Raw genomic sequence first — 21,783 nt, forward strand, 5'->3', positions numbered from 1 at the left:
TCCCCCAGTCTCCCCTCCCGCCATGGTCTCTCACCAGGCTGTGATGGATCTGTGCCTGTCCGGCACCGGAGTCACGTTCCGGCCAGGCTGCTCGGTTCGGGGACTCCTTATCGCCCGACACCTGCCCAAGAAGGGGACATCAGTGACGACCATTTCCGGTGGCACGATTACCGAGCTGTTCGCCAGTGCGGTGAGACTGACCATCGACGGGGAGAAGGTCAGCCCGCGCGGCATGGACACGCGTGAGCTACTCGACGTGCGCCTGCTGCTCGGTGACCCTCGCGCGCGGCTGCTCTACGCTCCTCCTGGCCGCGTCTTGAACACCGCCTTCGCCGTCGCCGAGACCGTCTGGATTCTGTCCGGATCCGATGCGCCCTGGATCTACGAGTTCAACAGTCAACTCCGGCAGTACGCGGAGGACGACGGCATTTTACGAGGCGCCTACGGGCCGCGAATGCGCTGCTGGGACGGCCACGTCGACCAGCTCGCCCATGCGCTCGCCACTCTCCAGGGCGACCCCGATTCCCGACGGGCGGTCATCCAGCTATACGACCCCGCCCGCGACGCCGGCGGGCATCGGGACGTGCCCTGCACGCTGGGCTACCGCTTTCATCTACGTCAGGGCCGCCTGCACATGGCCACCACCATGCGCAGCCAGGACCTGTGGACCGGCCTGCCCTACGACATCTTCGCCGCCACCACCCTGCACGAGCTGATGGCCGGTTGGCTGGGTGCCGAGCTGGGCGACTACCACCACCATGTCGACTCCCTCCACTTGTACGAGCGCGACCTGGACAAGGCGGTCGCCGTCCTTCAGCCGGATACGGCGTCCGGGAAGCTCCCCTCCCTGGAGACACCTTGGGAGGGGTTCGACGCCCTGCTGGCCGATGTTCGGTCAGGCCGGCGGGTCCACCACTCCGGATGGGACACCATGGCGGCGGTCCTGGCCAGCTATCAGCAATGGAAGCGTGGCCACCGTGAAGTCGCCGTACGCAGCGCTGAGGGCATCGGTGGCCCGCTCGGCGAAGGGCTTCGTGCCTGGTACGCGGCCCTGCAGAGCCGGGGCGAATCCGCGCCGTTGGCGCGGTGATTGCGATGCCGCCATATGTCGTATTGGGCCTGTGCTCCTACACGCACGACTCGGCCGCGACCCTCTTGGTCGACGGCGAGTTGATCGGGTTCGTCGAGGAAGAGCGTCTGTCCGGGGCCAAGCACACTCGCGCCTATCCCGAGCACGCGGTCGCCTGGCTGCTGAGCGAGGCGGGCGTCACTGCGGACCAGGTGAACGCGGTCGCCTACAACTTTCACGGTCTCCACTATCTGCGGGTCGTTCCGACGGCTCTCGGCATGCTCACGGACCCCGCGACCCGTGGGCGTGCCTTGATGCGCGGCCAGCTTCGCCAAGGTCGGGCTGCGGTCCGTTCGTCGAGCCCGGGGGTTGAGCCGCCGGTTTCCACACGCTCGTATCCACCCACTGCTGCACCATCGAACTCACCAGATGTACGCCTTCGCCGCATCCGGGTGGGAGAGCGCGGCCGTCCTGGTCGTGGACAGCCTCGGCGAGGCCCAGACCACCACCCTCGCGATCGGACGCCAGCCCGAGCCGGGCCGACCGGTGTTGCACCCCCTTCACGCGCTGACCGACCCGGCCTCACTCGGCTACGCCTACGGCGCGGTCACCGAGCACCTGGGCTGGCGGCGCGGTGACGAGGAGGGCACCGTGATGGCTCTGGCCGCCCTGGGCGACCCGGCTCGCTTCCGTACCCTCTTCGCTCACGCGATCCCGATCACCGAGTCCGGGTTCGCCCTGAACCCGGACTATTTCGCGCCCAGAGTGCTCTCGTCGTCCTACACCCGCCTGACTCCCCGCTTCACCGCTGAGACCTGCCCACGTCGAGCTCCAGACGCGCCGATCGCCGAGGCCCATCGGGACCTGGCCGCCGCGCTCCAGGAGCGTACGGAGCAGGTGATGCTGTATCTGGCCTGCCTGGCCAGGACGCGTACCGGGATGAAGCGGTTGTGTCTCGGCGGAGGCGTCGCCACCAACTGCGTGTCCGTCGGCAAAATCATCGAGTCGGGGCTTTTCGCGGAGGTGTTCCTGCCGCCTGCTCCGGGCGACGCCGGTACTGCGATCGGCGCAGCCGCCGCCGTACACCTGGCAGGAAGCGCGAGCCCTCTGGCCGGCATCGCGGGCGCGTGTTACCTCGGCCCCGCCTTCCCCGACCATCCGCTTGACCTCGCAGCCTGGCAGGGCCTGACGGCGCATCAGCTCTGCGGCGACGCCGCCGAGTTCCTGGCGGAACAACTCGCCGACGGTCAGATCGTCGGCCTGTTCCAGGGGCGTGTCGAGGCAGGCCCCCGGGCGCTAGGCAACCGCTCCATCCTGGCTTCCCCGCTGTGGGCAGGCGTCGTCGCGCGGCTCAACGACACGGTGAAGTTCCGAGAGCCGTTCCGCCCGTTCGCGCCCATGGTGACGGCCGAGCGCGCCGCCGACTACTTCACCCTCGGCCAGGAGGCGCCGTTCATGTCGATGGCATCCGGCGTGACCGAGCTGGCCCGCGAGCAGATCCCCGCCGTCGTGCACGCCAACGACACCGCACGCGTGCAGACCGTCACCAAGGACGGCAACCCGTTCATGCACGCCGTGCTGACCGCGTTCGCCCGCCATACCGGCGTCCCGGTCCTGATCAACACCTCCCTCAACGTCAAAGGCCGCCCGATCTGCGGCACTCCGGCCATGGCGCTGGACTGCCTGGCCAACAGCGGCCTAGACGCCCTGCTACTGGAAGGCCGGTGGATCACATCATGAAGATCGGCTACAGCTTCTGGGGCTTTCTAGGGTCGGGCATCACCGACACCCCGGACGGCGGGCGCAGCCACCGCCGCCCGCTCATCGACGCCATCCAGGCCGCAGGCCATCAAGTGGTATTCCTTCAGCCGAACCGTGACCTGGCCGAAGCCGGGGACCACATCGCCGCCCCCTACCGGTTCGACTCGGGCCTGCCCGACGTCGACGTGCTATTCACCGAATGGCGCTGGCCGATCCCCGGTCGCAACACCACCGCCTGCGGCGCCCAGGGGCACACCTGCGACCTGCATCGGCAAGCCGAACTCCTCGGCCACTACACCCACGGGCTCGGCCTGCCCACGATCATCTGGGACAAGGACCGCCAGCTCCCGCCGAGCGACCCGTTGCGCAGCCACAGGGACGTCGTGGTGTGCGAAGCCGCGATGACCCCCTCGGCGGGCGCCCGCTCGCTGCTGTTCCCGCTGGACGACGCCCTTCTGGATGCGGCAGACCCGGTAGCGCTCGCCGCTCAGGCTCGGCCGTTCCCACTGAGTTACATCGGCAACCAGTACGACCGCGACGAGGCGTTCCACCGCTACTTTGCGCCCGCAGCGGCCCGCCTGCCGCACTGGGTGGCCGGCAAATGGCGCGACACCTGCCGGTGGCCCCACGTCACCTTCGTCGGCAGGGTTCCGTTCCGCGAGGTGTCCCGTATGTACGGCGAGAGCCTGGCCACGGTTCTGCTGCTGCCAGACCGATATGCCGCCGTGGGCCAGATGACCCAGCGGATCTTCGAGGCGGTGCTGGCCGGATGCCTGCCACTCGCGCCCGCCACGATCGCCCACGCAGAGCGGTTCGTCCCCGACGAGCTGATCGTCAATGACGGAGCCGAGGTGGTCACCGCGGTGCATCGGCTGTGGTCCATCGCCGGAACCACCGAGCACGCCGACCTGATCGCGGCTTGCCTGGCCAAGCTGGAGGTGTTCCGGCTCAGCCGCCAACTGCAGACGTTGCAGGAGATCCTGGCCGAACTCGCCCCTCTCCGCCCTCAGACGATCGGGGCACGCCGATGAGCACGGCCCCGTGGGACCTCCTCGACTCGCCTGCCATTGCCCCGCTGGTCACGTCCGTCCCGGCTATCGTGGAGCGCCATGCAGATGAACCGAGTCGCCATCGTCGGGTCAGGTGGGAGCGGCAAGTCTCACGTGGCCCGCGAACTCGGCCGACTGCTGGATGTACCGGTCACCCATCTGGACGCGGTCTACTTCGACGACGAGTGGAACCCGCTCCCGCCCGAGAAGTTCGAGGCCGCCCAGCAAGAGTTGGTCGCGGCCCCGCGCTGGGTGATCGACGGCAACTACAACTCCTCGCTGCACGTCCGTTTGGAGGCGTGCGACACCGTGGTGATGATGGACGTGCCCACCTGGGTCGCGCTACGGGGGATCTTCTCCCGCCAGCTCCGGCATGGCGCCGGCCAGCACACCTCCGGCGTCTACAACCGCATCCGCTGGGGCGTGCTCACCTATGTGGCCACCTACCGGAGACGCATGCGGCCCACAGTGTTGGCAAAGATCAACGAGCAGGCTGCGGGCAAGCGCGTGGTCTTCCTCACCGGCCGCGCCGAGACGCGCCGCTGGCTGGAGCGGGTAGCCGCCAGCCGCTGACCCGCCCTGGCGGCATGGATGGGCGGCGCCCGTGATGTCGGCAGGCAACGCTTTCACCCACCGGGCCGTCACGTCCGATCTGTACAGGGACGGATCCCGCCTGGCCGCTCGTACGTCAGCGTTGCACCGAGCCAAGGTTCAGGGACGGCCTGTCGCCGAGGTCATCGCCGACCTGGCCGCCGACGAGCTGGCCGATCCACGGCAGGCGGTCGTCGCCGACATCGGCTGTGGCCGCGGCACCAGCACCCGGATTCTGGCGGAGCGTCTGCGTCCGAGACGGCTGCTAGCCATCGACGCCTCAGCGGCAATGCTGGCCGCCGCCCGTGCCCAGATCAGATGTGCGCAGCTCGCCGACGCTTCCACGGCGATCACGTATGTCCGGGCCGACTTCCACCGGCTGCCGGTCGCGAACGCCTCCTGCGCCTTGGTGGTGGCCGCGTTCTGTCTCTATCACGCGCCCGACCCACGTCCCGTCATCTCCGAGATCGGCCGCATGCTCTCTCCGGCCGGAATCGCCATCCTGGCCACCAAGTCCGCTGACAGCTACCGCTCCCTCGACCACCTGGTCGCCACCGCCGGGATAGACCCCCGTGCGGAGCTGCGGCCGAGCCTGTACGAGACGGCGCACGGCGGCAACCTGGAGACCCTCATCGCGCCGAGCCTGGCGATCATCCGCGTGGAGCACGAGGAGCACCGGTTCGCCTTCACCGGCTTGGACCACGTCGCCGCCTACCTCGCCACCAGCCCCAAGTACGAGCTGCCGCCCAGCATGGCCGCCGATCCGGACGCGATCGCCACGGCGTTGCGCGCCCGGATCGAGGACGGGCCGGTAGTAGCCACCTCCACCATCACGTACCTGATCGCCACACGAGGCGACGTGCCATGACCCTCAACACCTTCAGCAAGCCGTACTCCACGCGCAACGACCTCGAGCGGGCCGTCGCCCACCACACATGGCTCGCTGAACACGCCAAGTCACTGCAACTGCCGCCCCTCGTGGCCGTGCATGCCACTCGCCTCGAACTGGGCTTCGTCGACGGCCGTCACGCCGTGGTCGCCGACGTGCCTGCGGTGGCCGCCGCCCTCGGCCAGGCCCACGCCGACGTGTGGGCGAGCGACCTGCACCGCGCCCTGCTCACCCACGCGCATCCGTTGTCCGGGAGCCACGAACTGGCCGACTTCGCCTCGCCGCGGATAGCGGCGCTTCGCACTCGTTGCGAAGCTGGGTTGATCAACGCGCGCCAGATGGCCGCCGTCCAACCGCTCCTGGCTCCGCACCCTGCCACGCCAGCCGCCTTCTACAAGGACACCAACCCGCGCAACGTCCTCATCACCAGCGGCGGGCCGGTCATGGTGGACCTTGACGATCTCACCCTGGCGCCATTCGGCTACGACCTGGCCAAGCTACTGGTCACCCTCGCGATGACCGACGGACCGCTCCCGCCCGAGACCTATCCCGTTGCACTGAGCTGCTACAACCTGCCGCTCACCGACGCCGGGCTGCCACCCGTGTCCATCGACGAGTTCCTCGGATACGCGGAACTGCACCACCTGCTCACCCTGCCCTACCTCGGCAAGGGCGGCTACCGGCATCCATGGTCGACCGTCCGCCCCACTCCGGAGGATCTGAAGTGATCGTCACCGAACTGATCTTCGTCCGGCACGGCCAGGCTCAATGCAACGCGGACGGCGTCGTCGGCGGGCCCCGTACCTGCACGGGGCTGACCGACCTCGGCCACCAGCAGATGACCGTGACCGCCGCCCGCCTTGTCTCCGAGCATGAGGCCAACCCCTTCACCCACCTGTACTGCGGGCCTCGGCAGCGGCTTTGGGAGAGCGGCCGTATCCTCGCCGACACCCTCGACCTGCCACTGATCATCAGCAACACGCTCGACGGCCCCGTACACGGAGAAGCCGACGGCAAGCCCTGGCACGAGGTGAAGACGGCCTTCCGCGGCGGCCCACACGCCCGCCCGGATCAGCCATGGGCGCCGGGCTCCGACACGTGGAACGGCTACCTCAAGCTCGCCGGCGAGGTCCTCGCCGACCTCATCCGCAACCACCAAGGGGCGCGCGTCCTGTTCGCCGCTCACGGCGAAACCGTGCTCGCCACCCACACCCTGCTGCTGGACCTGCGCCCCAGCCTGATGACCAGCTTCACCGTCGACCACGCCTCCATCACCCACTGGCAACTTCACCGCAACCGATTCGACGACGAACGCTGGATGCTGCTGCACCACAACAACACCGCCCATTTGACCGCGCTGGCCAGCTCGTGAACGCCGTCGAGAACGATCTCATAGCCATGGCCCGCCGCCATCTCGGCTCCGTCATGCGGCTGCCACGCCTCGACCTTCCGTCGCACCTCATGCTCCTGGCCGCTGACGACGGCAATCGCTACATTCTCAAGCACCACGACAGCCCGGACCGGTTCCGCGCCGAAGCCCGCGCCTATGCCACCTGGGTGCCGTCCCTGGGCGAACATGCCCCGCACTTGGTCCACGCCGACCCCGACAGCCTGTCCCTGTTGCTGACCGTCCTGCCAGGACAGCGCGCCGCACAGCTCCCGGAGGGTTCCCTCGCCGAACGACAGGCCCACCGTGCCGCGGGCCGCGTCCTCCGGTTATTGCACCAAGCCTCACCCGATCCGCACGCCAGCACCGGTGTGTCCGCCTACCTGGCTGAACGCATGCGCTGGTGGGCTGCCCGCGCCCAACTGGCCGCCCTCATCACCCCCTCCGACCTCCGCGTCCTGCACGCCTGGGCCGACCAGATGGCCGCCGAGACCCTCGAAATCGCCATGTGCCACCTGGACTACCAGCCGCGCAACTGGGTCGTCAGGGCAACCGGCGAGGTCGGCGTCATGGACTTCGAGCACGCCCGCCTCGACGCCCGCATCCGCGACTTCAGCCGCCTCGAACACCGCTACTGGCAGCGCGCCCCCCACCTTCGTGCGGCGTTTCTCGACGGCTACGGCCGCCCTCTCGACCCCGCCGAGCAGGAACTCTTGGAGCGCTTCGGCGCCCTGGAAGCCATCACCTCACTGGTACGCGGCCACGAAGCAGGCAACGCGGAGCTGCTCGCCCATGGCCGCACGCTCATCACCGATCTCCGCCGACCGCGAAGGACCACCATGACCGTCTCGGCCTTCTCGAACAACGCACCCACCATGCTTCCCCGCCGGGCCGTCGTCACCGGCGCAGCCGGATTCATCGGCTCACACCTATGCCAAGCGCTACTCGAACAGGGCGTGACCGTCATCGGCGTCGACCGCCGCGACCCCACCAAGCACCACAGCACCGCGCAGAAACTGGCCGACATCCGTGACCATTCCGGGTTCATCTTCGCCACGGGCGACCTGCGTACCTGCGCCATCGAGCCCCTACTACTCGACGCCGACGTCGTCTTCCACCTGGCCGGCGTCCCGGGCGTTCAGCCGTCATGGGGTCCCGACTTCGACGACTACGTCGCCTCCAACATCTCGGCCACCCAGCGGCTCATGCACGCGGTCACGAGGCTGCGCATCCCGCGCCTGGTCGTCGCGTCGTCCTCAAGCGTCTACGGTGCGACCGGCGGCCGGCCCAGCGCTGAATCCGACCACCCGCGGCCGGCCTCCCCGTACGCGGTCACCAAGCTCGCGGAGGAGCAACTGTGCCTCGCTCATGCTGCCCGGTCCGACTGTGACACCACCGTCGTGGCCCTGCGGTACTTCACCGTCTACGGGCCCCGCCAACGGGAAGACATGTTCGTCCAGCGGCTCCTGACCGCCGCCACGACCGGCCTGACCGTTCAGATCTACGGCGACGGTGAGCAGCGTCGCAACTTCACCTACATCGACGACGCCATCACCGCGACCATCGCGGCAGGGACCATCTACCTGCCGAACAGCGTGATCAATGTCGGAGCCAGTGGCACCACGTGCCTTAACGATGTCGTCGAGCTGGCCCGTCAAATCACCGGCCAGCCCATCACCGTCCGCTCGACCAGTGCGCGTAGCGGCGATGTCCCGGTCACCTGTGCGGACGTGTCCACGGCGCATCGGCTGCTTGGCTGGTCTCCGACGACCGACCTGCTCACTGGTATGACCGCGCAGCTCGAATGGCTCACCGCCAATCGCAGCCGTTTGCCCGTCGCGGTGGAAGCAGTCTAAGCCGAATTCCGGGGTGGTCATCGAAACGGTCCGCCACCGATTCGGCCAGGCCAGCACGGAGACCTCCCAGCTGTACGCACTGCTTGACCGCAAGGTCGCTGACGCCGAGATCCGTGCCTTTCAGCAAGGGTCGCCAACGCTGACGGCTACACCGCCCGAGACGCCCCGGCCACGACGCCCCGACGCGCCCGACCACCCCCGCCGGGGTTGAGCACCAACCGCCTTGGCCCAACTTCGGCACAGCCGCCCCGCATAGGCCCGAGCCCGGGCGGCGCGGCCGTGAGATGCCGATGTCCGAGCGGCATCCCACGGCCACAAAAGGATTAATACGCCAAAACGGGATTCCGAGACAATCGCCGGTGGCTCGGGTCAAGCCAGTTCGCGACCACCTGACCTCTTCCCGTCCATGCAAGGGCTGTTGCGTGATGACATGAAGCGGTAGCGAACATACGAGCGATAACTTGCTTGCCTACCGCTTACCCGTGAGTTCCTTGGGCTATTTGGCATCATTGTTCAGATCGGCGGAGCGCGTGTGTACCTTGCAGGTGAAAGCGCCTGCTGGCTGAGGTATACGCCTCGACAAGGAGACTTCATGTCTAATTCGTAGTTTGTGCGAAGTAAATGCCTATGTGACCGTTTCAAATGAACGTCCAGCTTTGTAGGACAGCTTGGTTTTCTGGGGAGGGGCGAGTGGCTCGCTGAGATGGGACAGTCGGCGACCGCGTCGCTCGCTCGGGCTGAGCAGGAGGGGTTCACCGAGAGCACACACGACCTCTAAGTTCACCCTCCAGACCCATTAAGGGCGAAACGGTTGAACGCCCTGACGATCTCAAAAATTTGGCCTGTAGTATTGCCGTTGCTTTACCTTTGGGCGGAGAATTCAGCTTCAGTTCGGCGGCCGACGGGGCGCAATATCGACAGCGGAGAGAGCGCATGCTCGAAGGTCGGTGGACCTCAGTCACCGAGTCCGAGTTCGACCACGAGCGCCGCGGTCTGGAGGCCATCCGCGAGAAGCTGCCGGACGCCGAGCCTTGGCGGGCCTGGTCGAACTTCACCTTCACTGCGCACGCCGGGCATGTGCGTGAAGTCGACCTTCTCGTCGTCACCCCCGGCGACGTGTGCATTGTCGAACTCAAGCACTGGCGCGGCAGCCTCACCACCGAGAACGGCACTTGGGTGCAGACCACCAAGGACGGCCGCTGCATCCCCCACGGGAACCCCCTGCACCTGGTGAACAAGAAGGCCAAGGAATTGGCGGCACTGCTGGGGCAGTGCGGCAAGCGCGTGTGGGTGTCCGCTGCGGTCTGCTTCACCGACTCCTCGCTCAGGGTGCGCCTGCCCGCCCACGACCAGAACGGCGTCTACACGATCGACGGGCTCGTTGAAATGCTGCAGCGGCCCGCGCGAGACGACAGGCGGCGAATCGCCCCGAGAGACTCCCGCGAAATCAAAGCCGCGCTGGAGCAGGTGGGCATCCGCCGCAGTGATGCCGAGTACAAGGTCGGTCCGTACCTCCTGGAGCGCAAGTCCTTCGAGACCGGCCCCACCTGGGCTGACTATCTGGCCCGCCACAGCGAGCTGCCCGAGCTGGCCCGGGTACGCATTTACCTGCGTGAGCGCGGCTCGGACGCTTCGATCCGCGCGTCGGTGGAGAACGCTGCCCGACGTGAGGCGGCCGTACTCCGTCGCTTCCACCATCCCGGCGTCGTCCAGTTGAAGCAGTATGACCCCTCAGGGCACTCGGCCGGCCCTGCGCTGATCTTCGAGTACCACCCCCAGACCTTGCGCCTGGATGACTACCTGGTTCAGCACGGCGACAAGCTCGACATCCTCGGCCGTATGGCCCTGGTCCGGCAGTTGGCCGAGACGATGCGCTCGGCGCACTCCAGCCGCATCCATCACCGGGCGCTGGCCGCGCGATCCGTGCACGTGGTCCCCCGCGACCGTGGCCGTGAGGGCAGGGCCATCGGGGAGGAGGCTGCCTGGCGCGCCCCACACCTGCAGATCTCCGACTGGCAGATCGCCACGCAACGCAGCGGCAGCGGACCATCGCAGGGCATGACGAGGTTCGCCCCGACAACTCTGTCGACGATCCACTTGGCCGACGACTCGGACGCGTACCTCGCCCCCGAGCTGACCGCGGTGAGCCCCGACCCCATCGCCCTCGACGTGTATGGGCTCGGCGTCCTCGCTTACCTGCTGGTGACAGGTAGGCCCCCGGCCGCGAGCCAAGCCGAGCTGCTGGCGCGACTGGAAGCCGGGGAGGGACTGCGACCCAGCGCGATCGTGGACGGCCTGTCGGAGGACATCGACGATCTGGTCCAGGCCGCGACCGCCTACCGACCGGCGCAGCGGCTCGCCACGGTCGACGAGTTCCTGGAGATGCTGGAGTACGTCGAGGACGCGCTGACCGCCCCCGTCTCCGGCCCGGCCGACACCGACGCGGTGGCGCAGGCCCCGGAGAAAGACCCGCTGGAGGTCGTCGCGGGCGACGTGCTGGCCGGTCGCTGGGAGGTACGGCGCCGACTGGGAACCGGCTCGACGAGCCGTGCCTTTCTCGTCCGCGACTTGCAGGCGGACCCGGCGATGCGCGGTGCCCGTGCACTCTCCGTGCTGAAGGTTGCCCTGTCCGACAGCCGAGGCGAGGTCTTGGCTCGGGAAGCCGAAGTCATGGGACGGCTCCGCGCCGACTCCCGCATCATCCGGCTGGTCGAACCGGAGCCGCTGGTCATCAGCGGCCGTACGACTCTCGTCCTGGAGTACGTCGGCGACGAGCGAGATCCAGAAGAGAACGGGGAATCCGCGGGCGGAACGCGCCGCCGCGAGGAGACCGTGGCGCGGCAACTGCGCGAGCGCGGCCGACTACAGGTTGACCAGCTGGATGCGTACGGCGACTACCTGTTCGGCGCGGTCGATTTCCTGGAGGGCGAGGGCGTCTGGCACCGCGACATCAAGCCGGACAACATCGCAATCCGCGTCCGCCCCAACCGCACCCGTGAACTAGTGCTGATCGACTTCTCCCTGGCCGGTTACCCGGTGCAGGAGACGGAGGCCGGCACGGACGGCTACCTCGACCCGTTCATCGGATCGTTGACCCGCTCGGTATACGACGCCCACGCCGAGCGGTACGCCCTCGCTGTCACCCTGCACGAGATGGCCTCCGCCGAGCTGCCCAAATGGGGCGACGGCAAGGTCTCACCCCGCCAGACCGATCCCGAGGAGTGGCAGTGCCCGACGATCGCCGCTGACGCGTTCGACCCTGCGGTCCGGGACGGTCTCGTCGCGTTCTTCCGGAAGGCCCTCCACAGGGACGCCGCGCAACGCTTCCGAGACCTCAAGCCGATGCGAGACGCCTGGAAGAAGATCTTCCTAGACATGGCGCAGACGGCGCCTTCCGGCCCGCGGGCATCCCGTCACCCGGCGCCCGCTCCGGCCGAGCAGGCAAGCCCGGCCCAGGCCGTTCCGATAATCGCCGACGCCGAGCCAGAGTCGGCAGAGCAGCAGCGTGACAGGCTCGCCGCCGAAGTCACCCGCGAAACACACCTGTCGGCCGCCGGCCTGACCCTAGCCGCTGAGTCGTTCTTGTACGGCTTGGGCGTGACGACGGTGGGCGAACTACTGGACTACAGCCAACGTAACCTCGTCAATGCCCCTGGGCTGGGCGCCAAGACGCGCAACGAGATCCAGCGTCGTCAGCGCGAGTGGGGCGAGCGGCTGCGCCAGACGCCTCTCTCCCCGCTCACCCCAGAGGGTCGGCGCGCCGCGAAGGATGAGCTGGACAGGCTCAGCGCCGCGGAGACCGCCCTGGTGAACGCCTTCGCCGTCACCGGCGGCGCAGATGACCTTCCCCAACGTGCCCTGCGCTCCGTCAGTCTTGACACCCTCGCCGCGCTGCTGGTCCCAGAGCTGAAGAAGAACAGGTCGAACCAGAACGAGGTCGAGATGGTGCGGCTACTGCTGCGCCTGCCCGATGTAGGGGGCGAACTGCCCGACGTCGGGGTCTGGCCGAAGCAGAAAGACGTTTCCGACGCCCTCGGCTTGAGCCGTGGACGTATCCCGCAGATGCTGAAGACGCAGCGGACGCGATGGAAGAAACTTCCGGCAGTGCAGACGCTGCGTGAAGAGATCCTTTCGCTGCTGATCGAGCTTGGCCGAGTCGCCTCAGCTGCTGAGATCGCTGATGCGCTGGCGATACGGCGCGGCACCCGCCTACAGGGTCGCGAGCAACGACGGGCCATAGCCCTGGCCGCCGTGCGGGCCATTGTGGAGGTCGAGCAGCTCGTCCCGGAGGAGAGCGCGTTCCGGCACACCGCTAATCGCGAAGCCAAGGACGAGGCGACGGGCGCAGGCCTGCTCGCTCTGGAGGTCGGCGAGAACGACGCCCCTGACACCCCCTCCGCTCCCGGCCTGCTCGACTACGCACATCGCCTGGGGCAGGTAGCCGACCGCCTCGCGAAGCTCGACACGCTGCCGACCGCGACGACCGTCCTGAGCGAATTGGCGGCCATCTCACCTCCGCCGGGCGCCATCGAGTGGGACGAGCGCCGTATGGTCGAGCTGGCCGTTGCCGCATCTCGGAACGCCGCCGCCACCCCGCGACTGGAGATCTACCCCCGCGGTCTGGCACTGGTGCGGGCTCTGCGTCTCACGCAAGCTGGTCTGATACGGCTCATCCCCGGTGTGCCCGAGGGACGGCAGCCGGGCCTTACCGCCGACGATGTTCACGAGCGGGTGCGCGCCCGCTTTCCCGAGTTGACGGACGGCCGTAGCGGGCACGACCTGTCGGCCGGAGGAGCGCTGACCAAGGCTCTGCGGGACGCTGGATTCGACCTCGCCCTGTCCACTCGGGAGGACACCGGGACCCTGCGTTATCTGCCCACGCGCCTGGACATCGCCTCCAGCTATCTCACTGTGCGTGCCTGGCGGCAGACCACGGCTGACACCGGCATTACCCGGTACGCCGACGACCCGCTGATCGCCAGCGCGGCTCACACGGAGGAACGGCTTGCCGCCTCGACATGGCGGGATGGCTTCCGGGTACTGACCGTGCGCGCGGGACTGACCCGGGCAGCCGTCGCCGAGATCTCGGGTGCGTCCAGCAGGTTCGAAGCCCAGGCGGTTTCGGTGACTGAGCTGTTTCTCCAGGTCATGCACGAGCTGGTACCGCCGGGCACGAAGCCCACCTGGGAAACCATCCTCCGCGCAGACGTCGCCGAGCCCGGCACGCGGGCGGCGGTGAAGTTCGCTGAGTACGCCCGCACGGCCTGGGGCCGGATCGAGCTCAACGTGCAGGAGCTGTTGGAGACCGGCACCGGCCCGGTGCTGCTGACAGACGCCGGAGTGTTCGCTCGCTACGACGCGATGGGCGTGCTCGATCGGCTCGCGGCGGCAGCCCGGCAGGGCAGGCGCGGCCTATGGCTCCTCTGCCCGCAGGGCGATCCAGGGCGCGAGCCGCGGCTGGGCACGGTCGCAGTGCCGTACCAGACGGGGCTGGGCGAATGGATTGAACTACCGGACTCATGGGTGAGCAACCAGCACCGAGCCGGCGCGAATGGCCGGACGGTGTCGGAAGGAACGAGATGATCGACCGCAAAGCGTTGTTGAACGACCTGAAGCAGCAGGTCAAGGCGGTCGAGACCGATCTCGCCGAGCAGGCCAAGGCCCTGCCGGAGGTCGGTACGCGGCTGCGCGCGGAGTACGATCAGGCACGCAAACTGGGCCGTACGGCAACGACCTGGAACACCTGGCTTTACGGTGATGGCAAGAAATATGAGGGACGCATCACGCAGGTTGCCGCGGCGTGGGTGCTGGGCACGGTCTTCGTACGCTTCTGCGAGGATAACGGGCTGATTCCGGAGCCCTATCTGACTGCTCCGGCAGCCGAGCGCCGAGATCTAGCACAGGCGCGGTACGAGGCATACGTCGAGAACGACCCCGACCCCACGTATCGTGGCTGGCTGGAACGTGCCTTCGCGGAGCTGGGAGAGGGCCAGGCGGGTCGGCTGCTGTTCGACCGGAGGCACAACCCGCTCTTCCAGGTCCCGCTCTCGCACGACGGGGCACGGAGGCTGGTGGAGTTCTGGCGTGAGCGAAACGTTGCGGGCATGCTCATTCACGACTTCACCGACCCCTTGGACGATTATGGTACGAGAGGTTGGGACACCCGATTCCTGGGCGACCTGTATCAAGACATGTCCGAGACCGCTCGTGAGGTTTACAAGCTGCTCCAGACTCCGGTGTTTGTCGAGGAGTTCATCCTCGACCGGACGATGGACCCGGCGGTGCGGGAGTTCGGCTTCGAGAAGCTGAAGATGATCGACCCGACCTGCGGATCGGGCCACTTCGTGTTAGGTGCGTTCCGGCGACTGGTACGGCTCTGGGCCGAGCGTCGGCCGGACGCTGACATGCACGAGCGGGTGCGGGCAGCGCTAGATTCGGTTCACGGAGTGGACGTAAATCCGTTCGCGGTGGCGATTGCCCGGTTCCGCCTCCTAATCGCCGCGATGGCAGCGGCGGGCATGCAGACGATGGCGGAAGCCGCCAAGTACGACTGGCCCATCCATCTTGCGGTAGGCGATTCCCTCATCAAGGAACGGCAACTCGAACTGACCCTGGGCGAGGAGTCGCCGCGAGACCCGCTGGCGGAGTTCGCCTACTCCGTAGAGGACGTGCACGAACATCTCAGCATCTTGGAGCCGGACCGCTACCACGTGGTGGTAGGGAATCCGCCGTATAACCAAGTCAAGGATAAGAAGCTGAACGAGCTGTACCGGGAGCTGTACAGCGCATGCGTGGGGACGTATGCACTTTCGGTGCCGTTCGTCCAGCGGTTCTTCGGGCTGGCCAAGCAGGGGGACGCTGACGGACGCGGCTACGGCCTGGTTGGCCAGATCACAGCAAACTCCTTCATGAAGCGGGAGTTTGGCACCAGGCTGATTGAGGAATTTCTTGCTCACAAGGTTAGTTGACCGAGGTCATCGATACGTCGGGAGCGTACATCCCTGGCCACGGGACGCCAACGGTCATCCTGGTCGGCACGCGGCGCACGGGCAGACTCCGCTCAGAGACCGTCCGGACGGTTCGAAGCGTTCAGGGCGAGCCCTCCACGCCGGAGGACGGCGAGGAGGGGCTGGTCTGGCGAGCCATCGTAGAGCAGATCGATCAGCCGGGATCGGTCAGTCCGTGGGTTTCGGTAGATGACCTAGAGCGGGAACGGTACTTCGGCAAGCAGCCGTGGATTCTGGCTGCCGGTGGACTTGAGATGGTAGAGACCATCTCAGCGTCCTCGCATGCAACACTAGCTGGCCTATGTCAGCGAATCGGCTTTGTGGGGATGACACATTCTGACGATGTGATGATCCGCCCAGGAAGGTGCTGGCGGGGGCCTGTTAGAGAACTCACGATGCCAATCGCAGTGGGCGAAGATATTCGCTCTTGGATGGTCCTCGCAGAGAATCGAGCGTTCTTTCCATACGCTAAGGATAGAAGCGCCATAGATATGCCTGATACTATCCTGTCATCCGAGGCGCTGTGGCCATACCGGGCCGAATTAGGAAATCGTGCCACCTTCTCTGGAGCGACATATTTTTCAGCGGGTAGACCCTGGTGGGAATGGCATCAGCTACCACGCGATGCGAATGCTCATTCGTGGGCGTTGGCATTCGCATTCGTTTCAACTCACAATGAATTTGCTCTCGACCGAGTCAAATTCCTCTTCAAGCAGACCGCACCAGTAATCAAGCTTCTGAAGTCCGTTCCGCTGGAGACACACCTTTGGCTGCTTGGTCTCCTCAATAGTGCCACGGCTTGTTTTTGGCTTAAGATGGTCAGCTATCCTAAGGGCGGCGACCCAATGGGAGATTCTGGTGCTCGTGTCAGTATTCACCCTTGGTCTGACCGCTACGAGTTCACCGGCACCAAGCTCCAGCAGTTTCCTCTACCCGCGGATCACCCCACCGTTCTCGCCACGTCCCTTGACTCGCTCGCCTCGGAACAGATAGCAGTCAGTCCTTACGCCGTCGCCGCAGCCACCGCCCCTACTGCTGCTGCCCTGCGCGAAGCCAAGGCGAAGTGGCACTCGGTTCGGGCCCGGATGATCGCACTCCAGGAGGAGTTGGACTGGCAAGTTTACTCCCTTTACAACCTCCACTCCGAGGATCTGCGCACTCCGGAAGAGGCCGACATTCCAGAAATCGCCCTCGGCGAGCGCGCCTTCGAGATCGTGCTCGCTCGCAAGGTGGCTAAAGGGGAGGCCTCCGATGAATGGTTCAAGCGACACGGATTCGCGATGATCCAGGAGGTCCAGGACCGCTGGCCTGAACCTTATAAGCAGGTCGTACAGAAGCGCATCAACGTAATCGAATCGTCCCGGGCAATCGGGATGATCGAGAGGCCGGAGTATAAACGCCGCTGGGCGACCGAGGGGTGGGACGCGCTTCAGGAGAAGGCACTGCGGTCATGGCTTTTAGAGCGTATTGAGAAGCGTAAGCACTGGTACGACGAGAACGGGCAGCCTGCCATCGTCACACTTGCCCGGCTCGTTGACGCTCTCTCCCGTGACGAGGACTTCGTTTCGGTCGCCGCCCTTTATGCCCCCCGTCGGGAGCTGATACCCGTGGTCGCCGACCTGATGGCTGACGAGCACGTGCCGTTCCTCGCCACCCTGCGTTACAAGCCATCCGGGTTGAAGAGGCGCGTCGACTGGGAGCAGATCTGGGCTATGCAGCGGCAGGAGGACGCTGCCCCGAATGAGCCTGTCAAGCGGAAGATCCGGGACTCGATCCCCGTGCCGCCAAAGTACACCTCAGCCGATTTCGTGAAGCCGTCCTACTGGCGGGCGCGTGGCAAGCTGGACGTGCCCAAGGAGCGCTTCATCTCCTACTCCTTGACCACGTCCGGCACCCCCGATCTTTACGGCTGGGCGGGCTGGGACCACCGGGAGCAGGCGCAGGCGCTGGCCACCTACTTCACCAACCATCCCTTGACGGATGAGGAGATCACGCCGTTCCTGGCGGGTCTGTTGGAGTTGCAGCAGTGGTTGTATCAGTGGCATCACGAGTTCGACGCGATGTACAGCGGCTCCCCGGCCGACTTCTTCGCGAGCTATCGGCAGCAGATTCAGGGTGAGCACGGCCTGACCGACGACGACCTGCGGGACTGGCGGCCGTCCGCGTCCGCCCGCAGATGGCGTACCGCCCCGAAAAGGTAGTGGGATTTATCGAGTACACGACACAGACGGCAGCGAAGGAGAACGAGACAGTCCATGGCAGAGCAGCCCTTCCTGAGGGATGTCATCGACATCAAGGAGTCCATCTCCACCTCGGACTTCGTGCTGAGCCTCGCCGAGGCGGTGACGACCGAGGGGGCCGAGCACGCCCTCAAGGACTACGTCGTCACCGAGCGGCTGCTGGAGAACTTCGACGAGGCGCTCGGGCTGATCAAGTCCGCTCTCGATGGGCGCACCTCAAAGGCCTCCTACCTACACGGTTCGTTCGGCTCCGGTAAGTCGCACTTCATGGCCGTGCTGTACGCGCTGCTCAGCGGGAACCCGGCAGCCCGCGCACGCGGCGAGTTCGATCCGGTGCTGGCCAAGCACGAGTGGCTGGACACCGACAGTAAGAAGTTCCTGCTCGTGCCGTACCACATGCTCGGTGCCAAGGCCCTGGAGCAGCGGGTGCTGGGCGGCTATGTCAGCCACGTCAAGAAGCTGCACCCGGACGCGACAATCCCGCAGGTATACCGGACGGACGCGCTGTTCATCGACATCCGGGCCATGCGGGAGAGCATGGGCGACGCGGCGGTCATCGGCGGGCTGGGCTACAGCGGCGGGGAGGTGGACGAGTACGACGAGTGGGGCGAGTCGTTCGCCTGGACACCCGCGCTGCTCGACGCGGCACTCTCCGCCGAGGAGGCGCACGACGGTGGTGCGCCGCTGGACCTCGTGCACCCGAGCACCCCGGCCGAACTGCGAGCGAAGCTCGTGCATGACGCGAGCACCCATCTGCTGCCCGGGTTCGCCAAGAACGCCGCCGAGGACGAGCACGGGTTCATCTCTCTCGACGCCGGCCTGTCCGTCATCGCGGAGCATGCCAGGTCGCTGGGCTACCACGGCCTGATCCTCTTCATGGACGAGCTGATCCTGTGGCTGGCGACGCTCATCCACGACCAAAGGTTTGTGGCCCGCGAGGCCAGCAAGATCACGAACTTTGTGGAGGGCGGGGACGCCAGGCGGGCCATCCCGATCGTGTCGTTCATCGCCCGCCAGCGCGACCTGCGCGAGTTGGTCGGCGAGGAGGTTTCAGGCGCGGCGGAGGCGTCGATCCAGGACACGCTGAATCTTGCCTCTGGACGGTTCGACAAGATCACGCTGGAGGACCGGGACCTCCCGCGGATCGCGCACGCCCGCCTGCTGAAGCCCCGGCCGGGCCAGGAGGTGCTGATCGACGCGGCGTTCGAGCGGACCAAGAAGGTCGGCCCGCAGGTGTGGGACACTCTTCTCGGCTCGGACAAGGGGACGACGGGGGCGGACGAGGATTCGTTCCGGCTGACCTATCCCTTCTCGCCCGCCTTCATAGACACCCTGGTCCACATCTCCTCCGCACTGCAGCGCTCTCGCACCGGTCTGAAGCTGATGGGCCAACTACTCGCCCGTCGCCGGGACGACCTTCGGCTCGGGGATCTGGTTCCGGTGGGCGACCTGTACCCGGTGCTCGCCGACGGTGGTGACAAGCCGTTCGTGGACAGCCTGAAGGTGGTCTTCGAAGCCGCCGACAGGCTGTACAAGACGAAGCTCCGACCGTACCTGCTGACCTCATACGACGTCAGTGAGGACGACGTCGAGCGGTACGTGCATCGGCCCGAGAGTGTGACCGACCCCGGTCTGGCCCAGCGCTGCAAGTCTTTCGTCGGGGACAACCGTCTGATCTGCACACTGCTGCTTTCGGCGCTCGCGCCCAGCGTGCCCGCTCTCAGCGACCTGACGAACCGCCGCCTCGGCGCGCTCAACCACGGTTCAGTGACCGCGCCGATCCCGGGCAGCGAGGTCGGCATCATCAAGAGCAAGGTGGCCGAGTGGGCCGCCCGCTTCCCCGAGGTCAAAGAGACCGGCACCGGGGCCAACGCGGGTGTGCGGCTGGAACTGTCCGGCGTCGACGTCGACTCGATCATCGCGAACGCCGCTGTCAACGACAACCCTGGCAACCGGATGGCACTCGTCAAGCGACTGCTCGCCGATGAACTGGGCGTAAACCGATCAGACGGCAGGCTCGGCGCCGACGACCTGAACCTCGTCTGGCGCGGCTCCAACCGCTCGACAGAGGTGATCTTCGGCAACATCGCTGACGAGGACGACCTGCCCGACCACGAGCTGCAGCCACAGCTCGATGGCCGGTGGCGTATCGTCGTCGACCTGCCTTTCGACGAAGGGGCGTACGGTCCTGTCGACGACGTCAACCGTATGCGTGCCTTGCGGGAGCGGCAGGGCGAGCCAGCCCGCACAATCGCCTGGGTGCCCACTCACCTGTCCGCTCAGCGGTTCGCGGACTTCCGCAGGCTCCTAGTCATCGACAAGGCGCTCGACAACGAGCACCGGTTTGCCACGCAGTACGCCGCCCATCTCAATGCCGACAACCGGGCCCGCGCCAAGGGCCTCTTGGAGACCCAGCACGCAGCCCTGCTCAGACAGGTGAAGACCGCTTTCAAGCAGGCGTACGGCCTGGCGGATAAGAAGGCGTCCGACGTCGAGCTGGACTTCGACGACCACCTCGTGGCGCTGCCCGACATCGGCGGCCTGACCATCTCCTTCGCCAAACCGATGCGGGACGCCATCAGGGACATCGCGGGCAAGCTGCTCGCCCACCAGTTCCCCGCGCACCCGGACCTGGATCGGGACGGCACTGGCGTCGCGGTGAAACCGGCCGACGCCAGGACCGTCTTCGCTCACATACGTACGGCTGCCGAGGCCCGCGACCGTCGGGCCGAGGTACCCGAGAAGGACCGCAAGCTGATGAAGCGGATGGCCGAGCAGTTGGAGCTGGGACACCAGAAGGAGGCGTACTTCGAGCTGTCCACCCGCTGGGCGGATCACTTCCGCCGCATGGCGCAGCGTGAGGGCTTCATCGGAGACCTCAGTCTGATCACTCTTGTGGACTGGACGGACAAGCCGGACAAGCGCGGGCTGGAGCCGTTCCTCGCCAACCTGGTCGTCGCTGCGTTCGCGGAGATGGACGACCGTGTGTGGGTGCGCGGAGGAGTCCCACTGGACCCAGCGCCGGAGCTATCGCAGGTCAAGGCGGGTGATGCGCTGCGCAGCCAGCCGCTGCCGAGTGAGGACGACTGGATCGAGGCCCGGCGGCGATACGAGGCCATCTTCGGGAACAAGACGCCGACGCTGCGGCGTGGGCGGATGGTGAACCAGTTCGCCCGGCAGATCGTCGAGAGCGCCCGAGCGCACCAGGAACCCGCGGCGGAGCTGGTCCGCCGCCTGGAGACGCATGCCGCATTCCTCGCTTTGGACGAGACCGACGAGAAGGGGCGTTTGACGCTTGCCCGGCGCTCGCGTGATCTGCTGAAGGAACTGGTAGCCGTCGGTCAGGGCGCAGCGGGGGCAAGCGGAGCGAAAAAGACCATCGAGACACTGGCCCGGTTCGATCTTGGAGAGATGAGCGCCGACCGTTACGGTACCTCCGTCAAGCGGGCGCACGACGTCGCGCAGGCGCTGACCGCGGCGGCTTGGGACACGCTGGAGCTGGCCGAGGGACAGGGCGCTGAGGGGCAGGCGCTGCTGGAGTCCCTGCGCGGGGTGGCACAGGCCGACCAACTGACGGCCGACCTCATCGCTGCTCTGGACATCACCCGCCGCGAGGTCACCGCGCTGGTCAAGCGCAACCAGCCTCCGCCCGTTTCGCCGGGCCGCAGAGCGGTGGATGTGGACCTGGACACGCCTTCGAGCCATCCCCGCGTGCCGGGCAACACCGGCTCCAAAACCATCCCCATCCCTGGCGGTGTCACTTCCAGCGGGGGGAGCCGTCAGGGAACGAAGCGCACGACGGCGGCCAAGGCGGCCAGCGACCTGCAGTCTGAGCTGGCCGAACTGGCGAAGACGAACCCTGCTGCCAACATCGAGATCAACTGGCGGGTCGTGGACTGATGGTCACAGCGACTACCTACGAGTACACAGGCGC

12 protein-coding genes and 1 pseudogene are annotated in these 21,783 nt (G+C 66.7%); all 13 read left to right on the plus strand.

What is annotated here, in order from left to right; genetic code table 11:
* Positions 1 to 142 precede the first annotated feature (142 nt).
* The 13 genes and pseudogenes from KLK06_RS52280 to KLK06_RS52340 all read left to right on the plus strand — a co-directional run bounded on the left by KLK06_RS52280 (position 143) and on the right by KLK06_RS52340 (position 21,749).
* Positions 143 to 1,090, plus strand: coding sequence for a thymidylate synthase (locus KLK06_RS52280; protein ID WP_308168864.1), 948 nt, complete (start codon positions 143 to 145; stop codon positions 1,088 to 1,090).
* 5 nt (positions 1,091 to 1,095) lie between these two features.
* Positions 1,096 to 1,230, plus strand: a pseudogene (locus tag KLK06_RS60995) (hypothetical protein); the annotation flags it as partial.
* A 268-nt stretch (positions 1,231 to 1,498) separates the two neighbouring features.
* Positions 1,499 to 2,809: a carbamoyltransferase C-terminal domain-containing protein gene (locus KLK06_RS52290; RefSeq protein ID WP_250907402.1), complete on the plus strand. Its 1,311-nt coding sequence runs from the start codon at positions 1,499 to 1,501 to the stop codon at positions 2,807 to 2,809.
* Complete coding sequence (locus KLK06_RS52295; RefSeq protein ID WP_308168865.1) at positions 2,794 to 3,861, plus strand: hypothetical protein; 1,068 nt, start codon at positions 2,794 to 2,796, stop codon at positions 3,859 to 3,861. The genes KLK06_RS52290 and KLK06_RS52295 overlap by 16 nt, the downstream gene beginning before the upstream one ends.
* Before the next feature lie 78 nt (positions 3,862 to 3,939).
* Complete coding sequence (locus KLK06_RS52300; protein ID WP_214643353.1) at positions 3,940 to 4,452, plus strand: topology modulation protein; 513 nt, start codon at positions 3,940 to 3,942, stop codon at positions 4,450 to 4,452.
* Positions 4,453 to 4,486: 34 nt separating this feature from the next.
* Positions 4,487 to 5,338, plus strand: a complete 852-nt coding sequence (locus KLK06_RS52305; RefSeq protein ID WP_214643354.1) for a class I SAM-dependent methyltransferase — start codon at positions 4,487 to 4,489, stop codon at positions 5,336 to 5,338.
* The gene (locus KLK06_RS52310; RefSeq protein ID WP_214643355.1) at positions 5,335 to 6,087 is read left to right on the plus strand and encodes a phosphotransferase; all 753 of its coding nucleotides are present in this window, start codon (positions 5,335 to 5,337) and stop codon (positions 6,085 to 6,087) included. Before KLK06_RS52305 ends, KLK06_RS52310 begins: the two co-directional genes overlap by 4 nt.
* Entirely contained in the window at positions 6,084 to 6,731 is a 648-nt protein-coding gene (locus tag KLK06_RS52315) for a histidine phosphatase family protein (protein WP_214643356.1), read from the plus strand. The genes KLK06_RS52310 and KLK06_RS52315 overlap by 4 nt, the downstream gene beginning before the upstream one ends.
* Complete coding sequence (locus tag KLK06_RS62795; RefSeq protein WP_214643357.1) at positions 6,728 to 8,602, plus strand: NAD-dependent epimerase/dehydratase family protein; 1,875 nt, start codon at positions 6,728 to 6,730, stop codon at positions 8,600 to 8,602. The genes KLK06_RS52315 and KLK06_RS62795 overlap by 4 nt, the downstream gene beginning before the upstream one ends.
* 933 nt (positions 8,603 to 9,535) lie before the next feature.
* Positions 9,536 to 14,185 (plus strand): BREX system serine/threonine kinase PglW, encoded by a 4,650-nt coding sequence (pglW, locus tag KLK06_RS52325; protein ID WP_214643358.1) that lies wholly within the window; start codon positions 9,536 to 9,538, stop codon positions 14,183 to 14,185.
* Complete coding sequence (gene pglX / locus KLK06_RS52330; protein WP_214643359.1) at positions 14,182 to 15,570, plus strand: BREX-2 system adenine-specific DNA-methyltransferase PglX; 1,389 nt, start codon at positions 14,182 to 14,184, stop codon at positions 15,568 to 15,570. The genes pglW and pglX (KLK06_RS52330) overlap by 4 nt, the downstream gene beginning before the upstream one ends.
* On the plus strand, positions 15,567 to 17,810 hold the full coding sequence (pglX, locus tag KLK06_RS52335) for a BREX-2 system adenine-specific DNA-methyltransferase PglX (RefSeq protein WP_214643360.1): 2,244 nt from the start codon (positions 15,567 to 15,569) through the stop codon (positions 17,808 to 17,810). Before pglX (KLK06_RS52330) ends, pglX (KLK06_RS52335) begins: the two co-directional genes overlap by 4 nt.
* Positions 17,811 to 17,864: 54 nt before the next feature.
* Positions 17,865 to 21,749, plus strand: coding sequence for a hypothetical protein (locus KLK06_RS52340; protein WP_214643361.1), 3,885 nt, complete (start codon positions 17,865 to 17,867; stop codon positions 21,747 to 21,749).
* Positions 21,750 to 21,783 lie beyond the last annotated feature (34 nt).

Origin of the sequence: Nonomuraea sp. NEAU-A123 (assembly GCF_018603905.1) — a bacterium.
Classification (GTDB): Bacteria; Actinomycetota; Actinomycetes; order Streptosporangiales; family Streptosporangiaceae; genus Nonomuraea.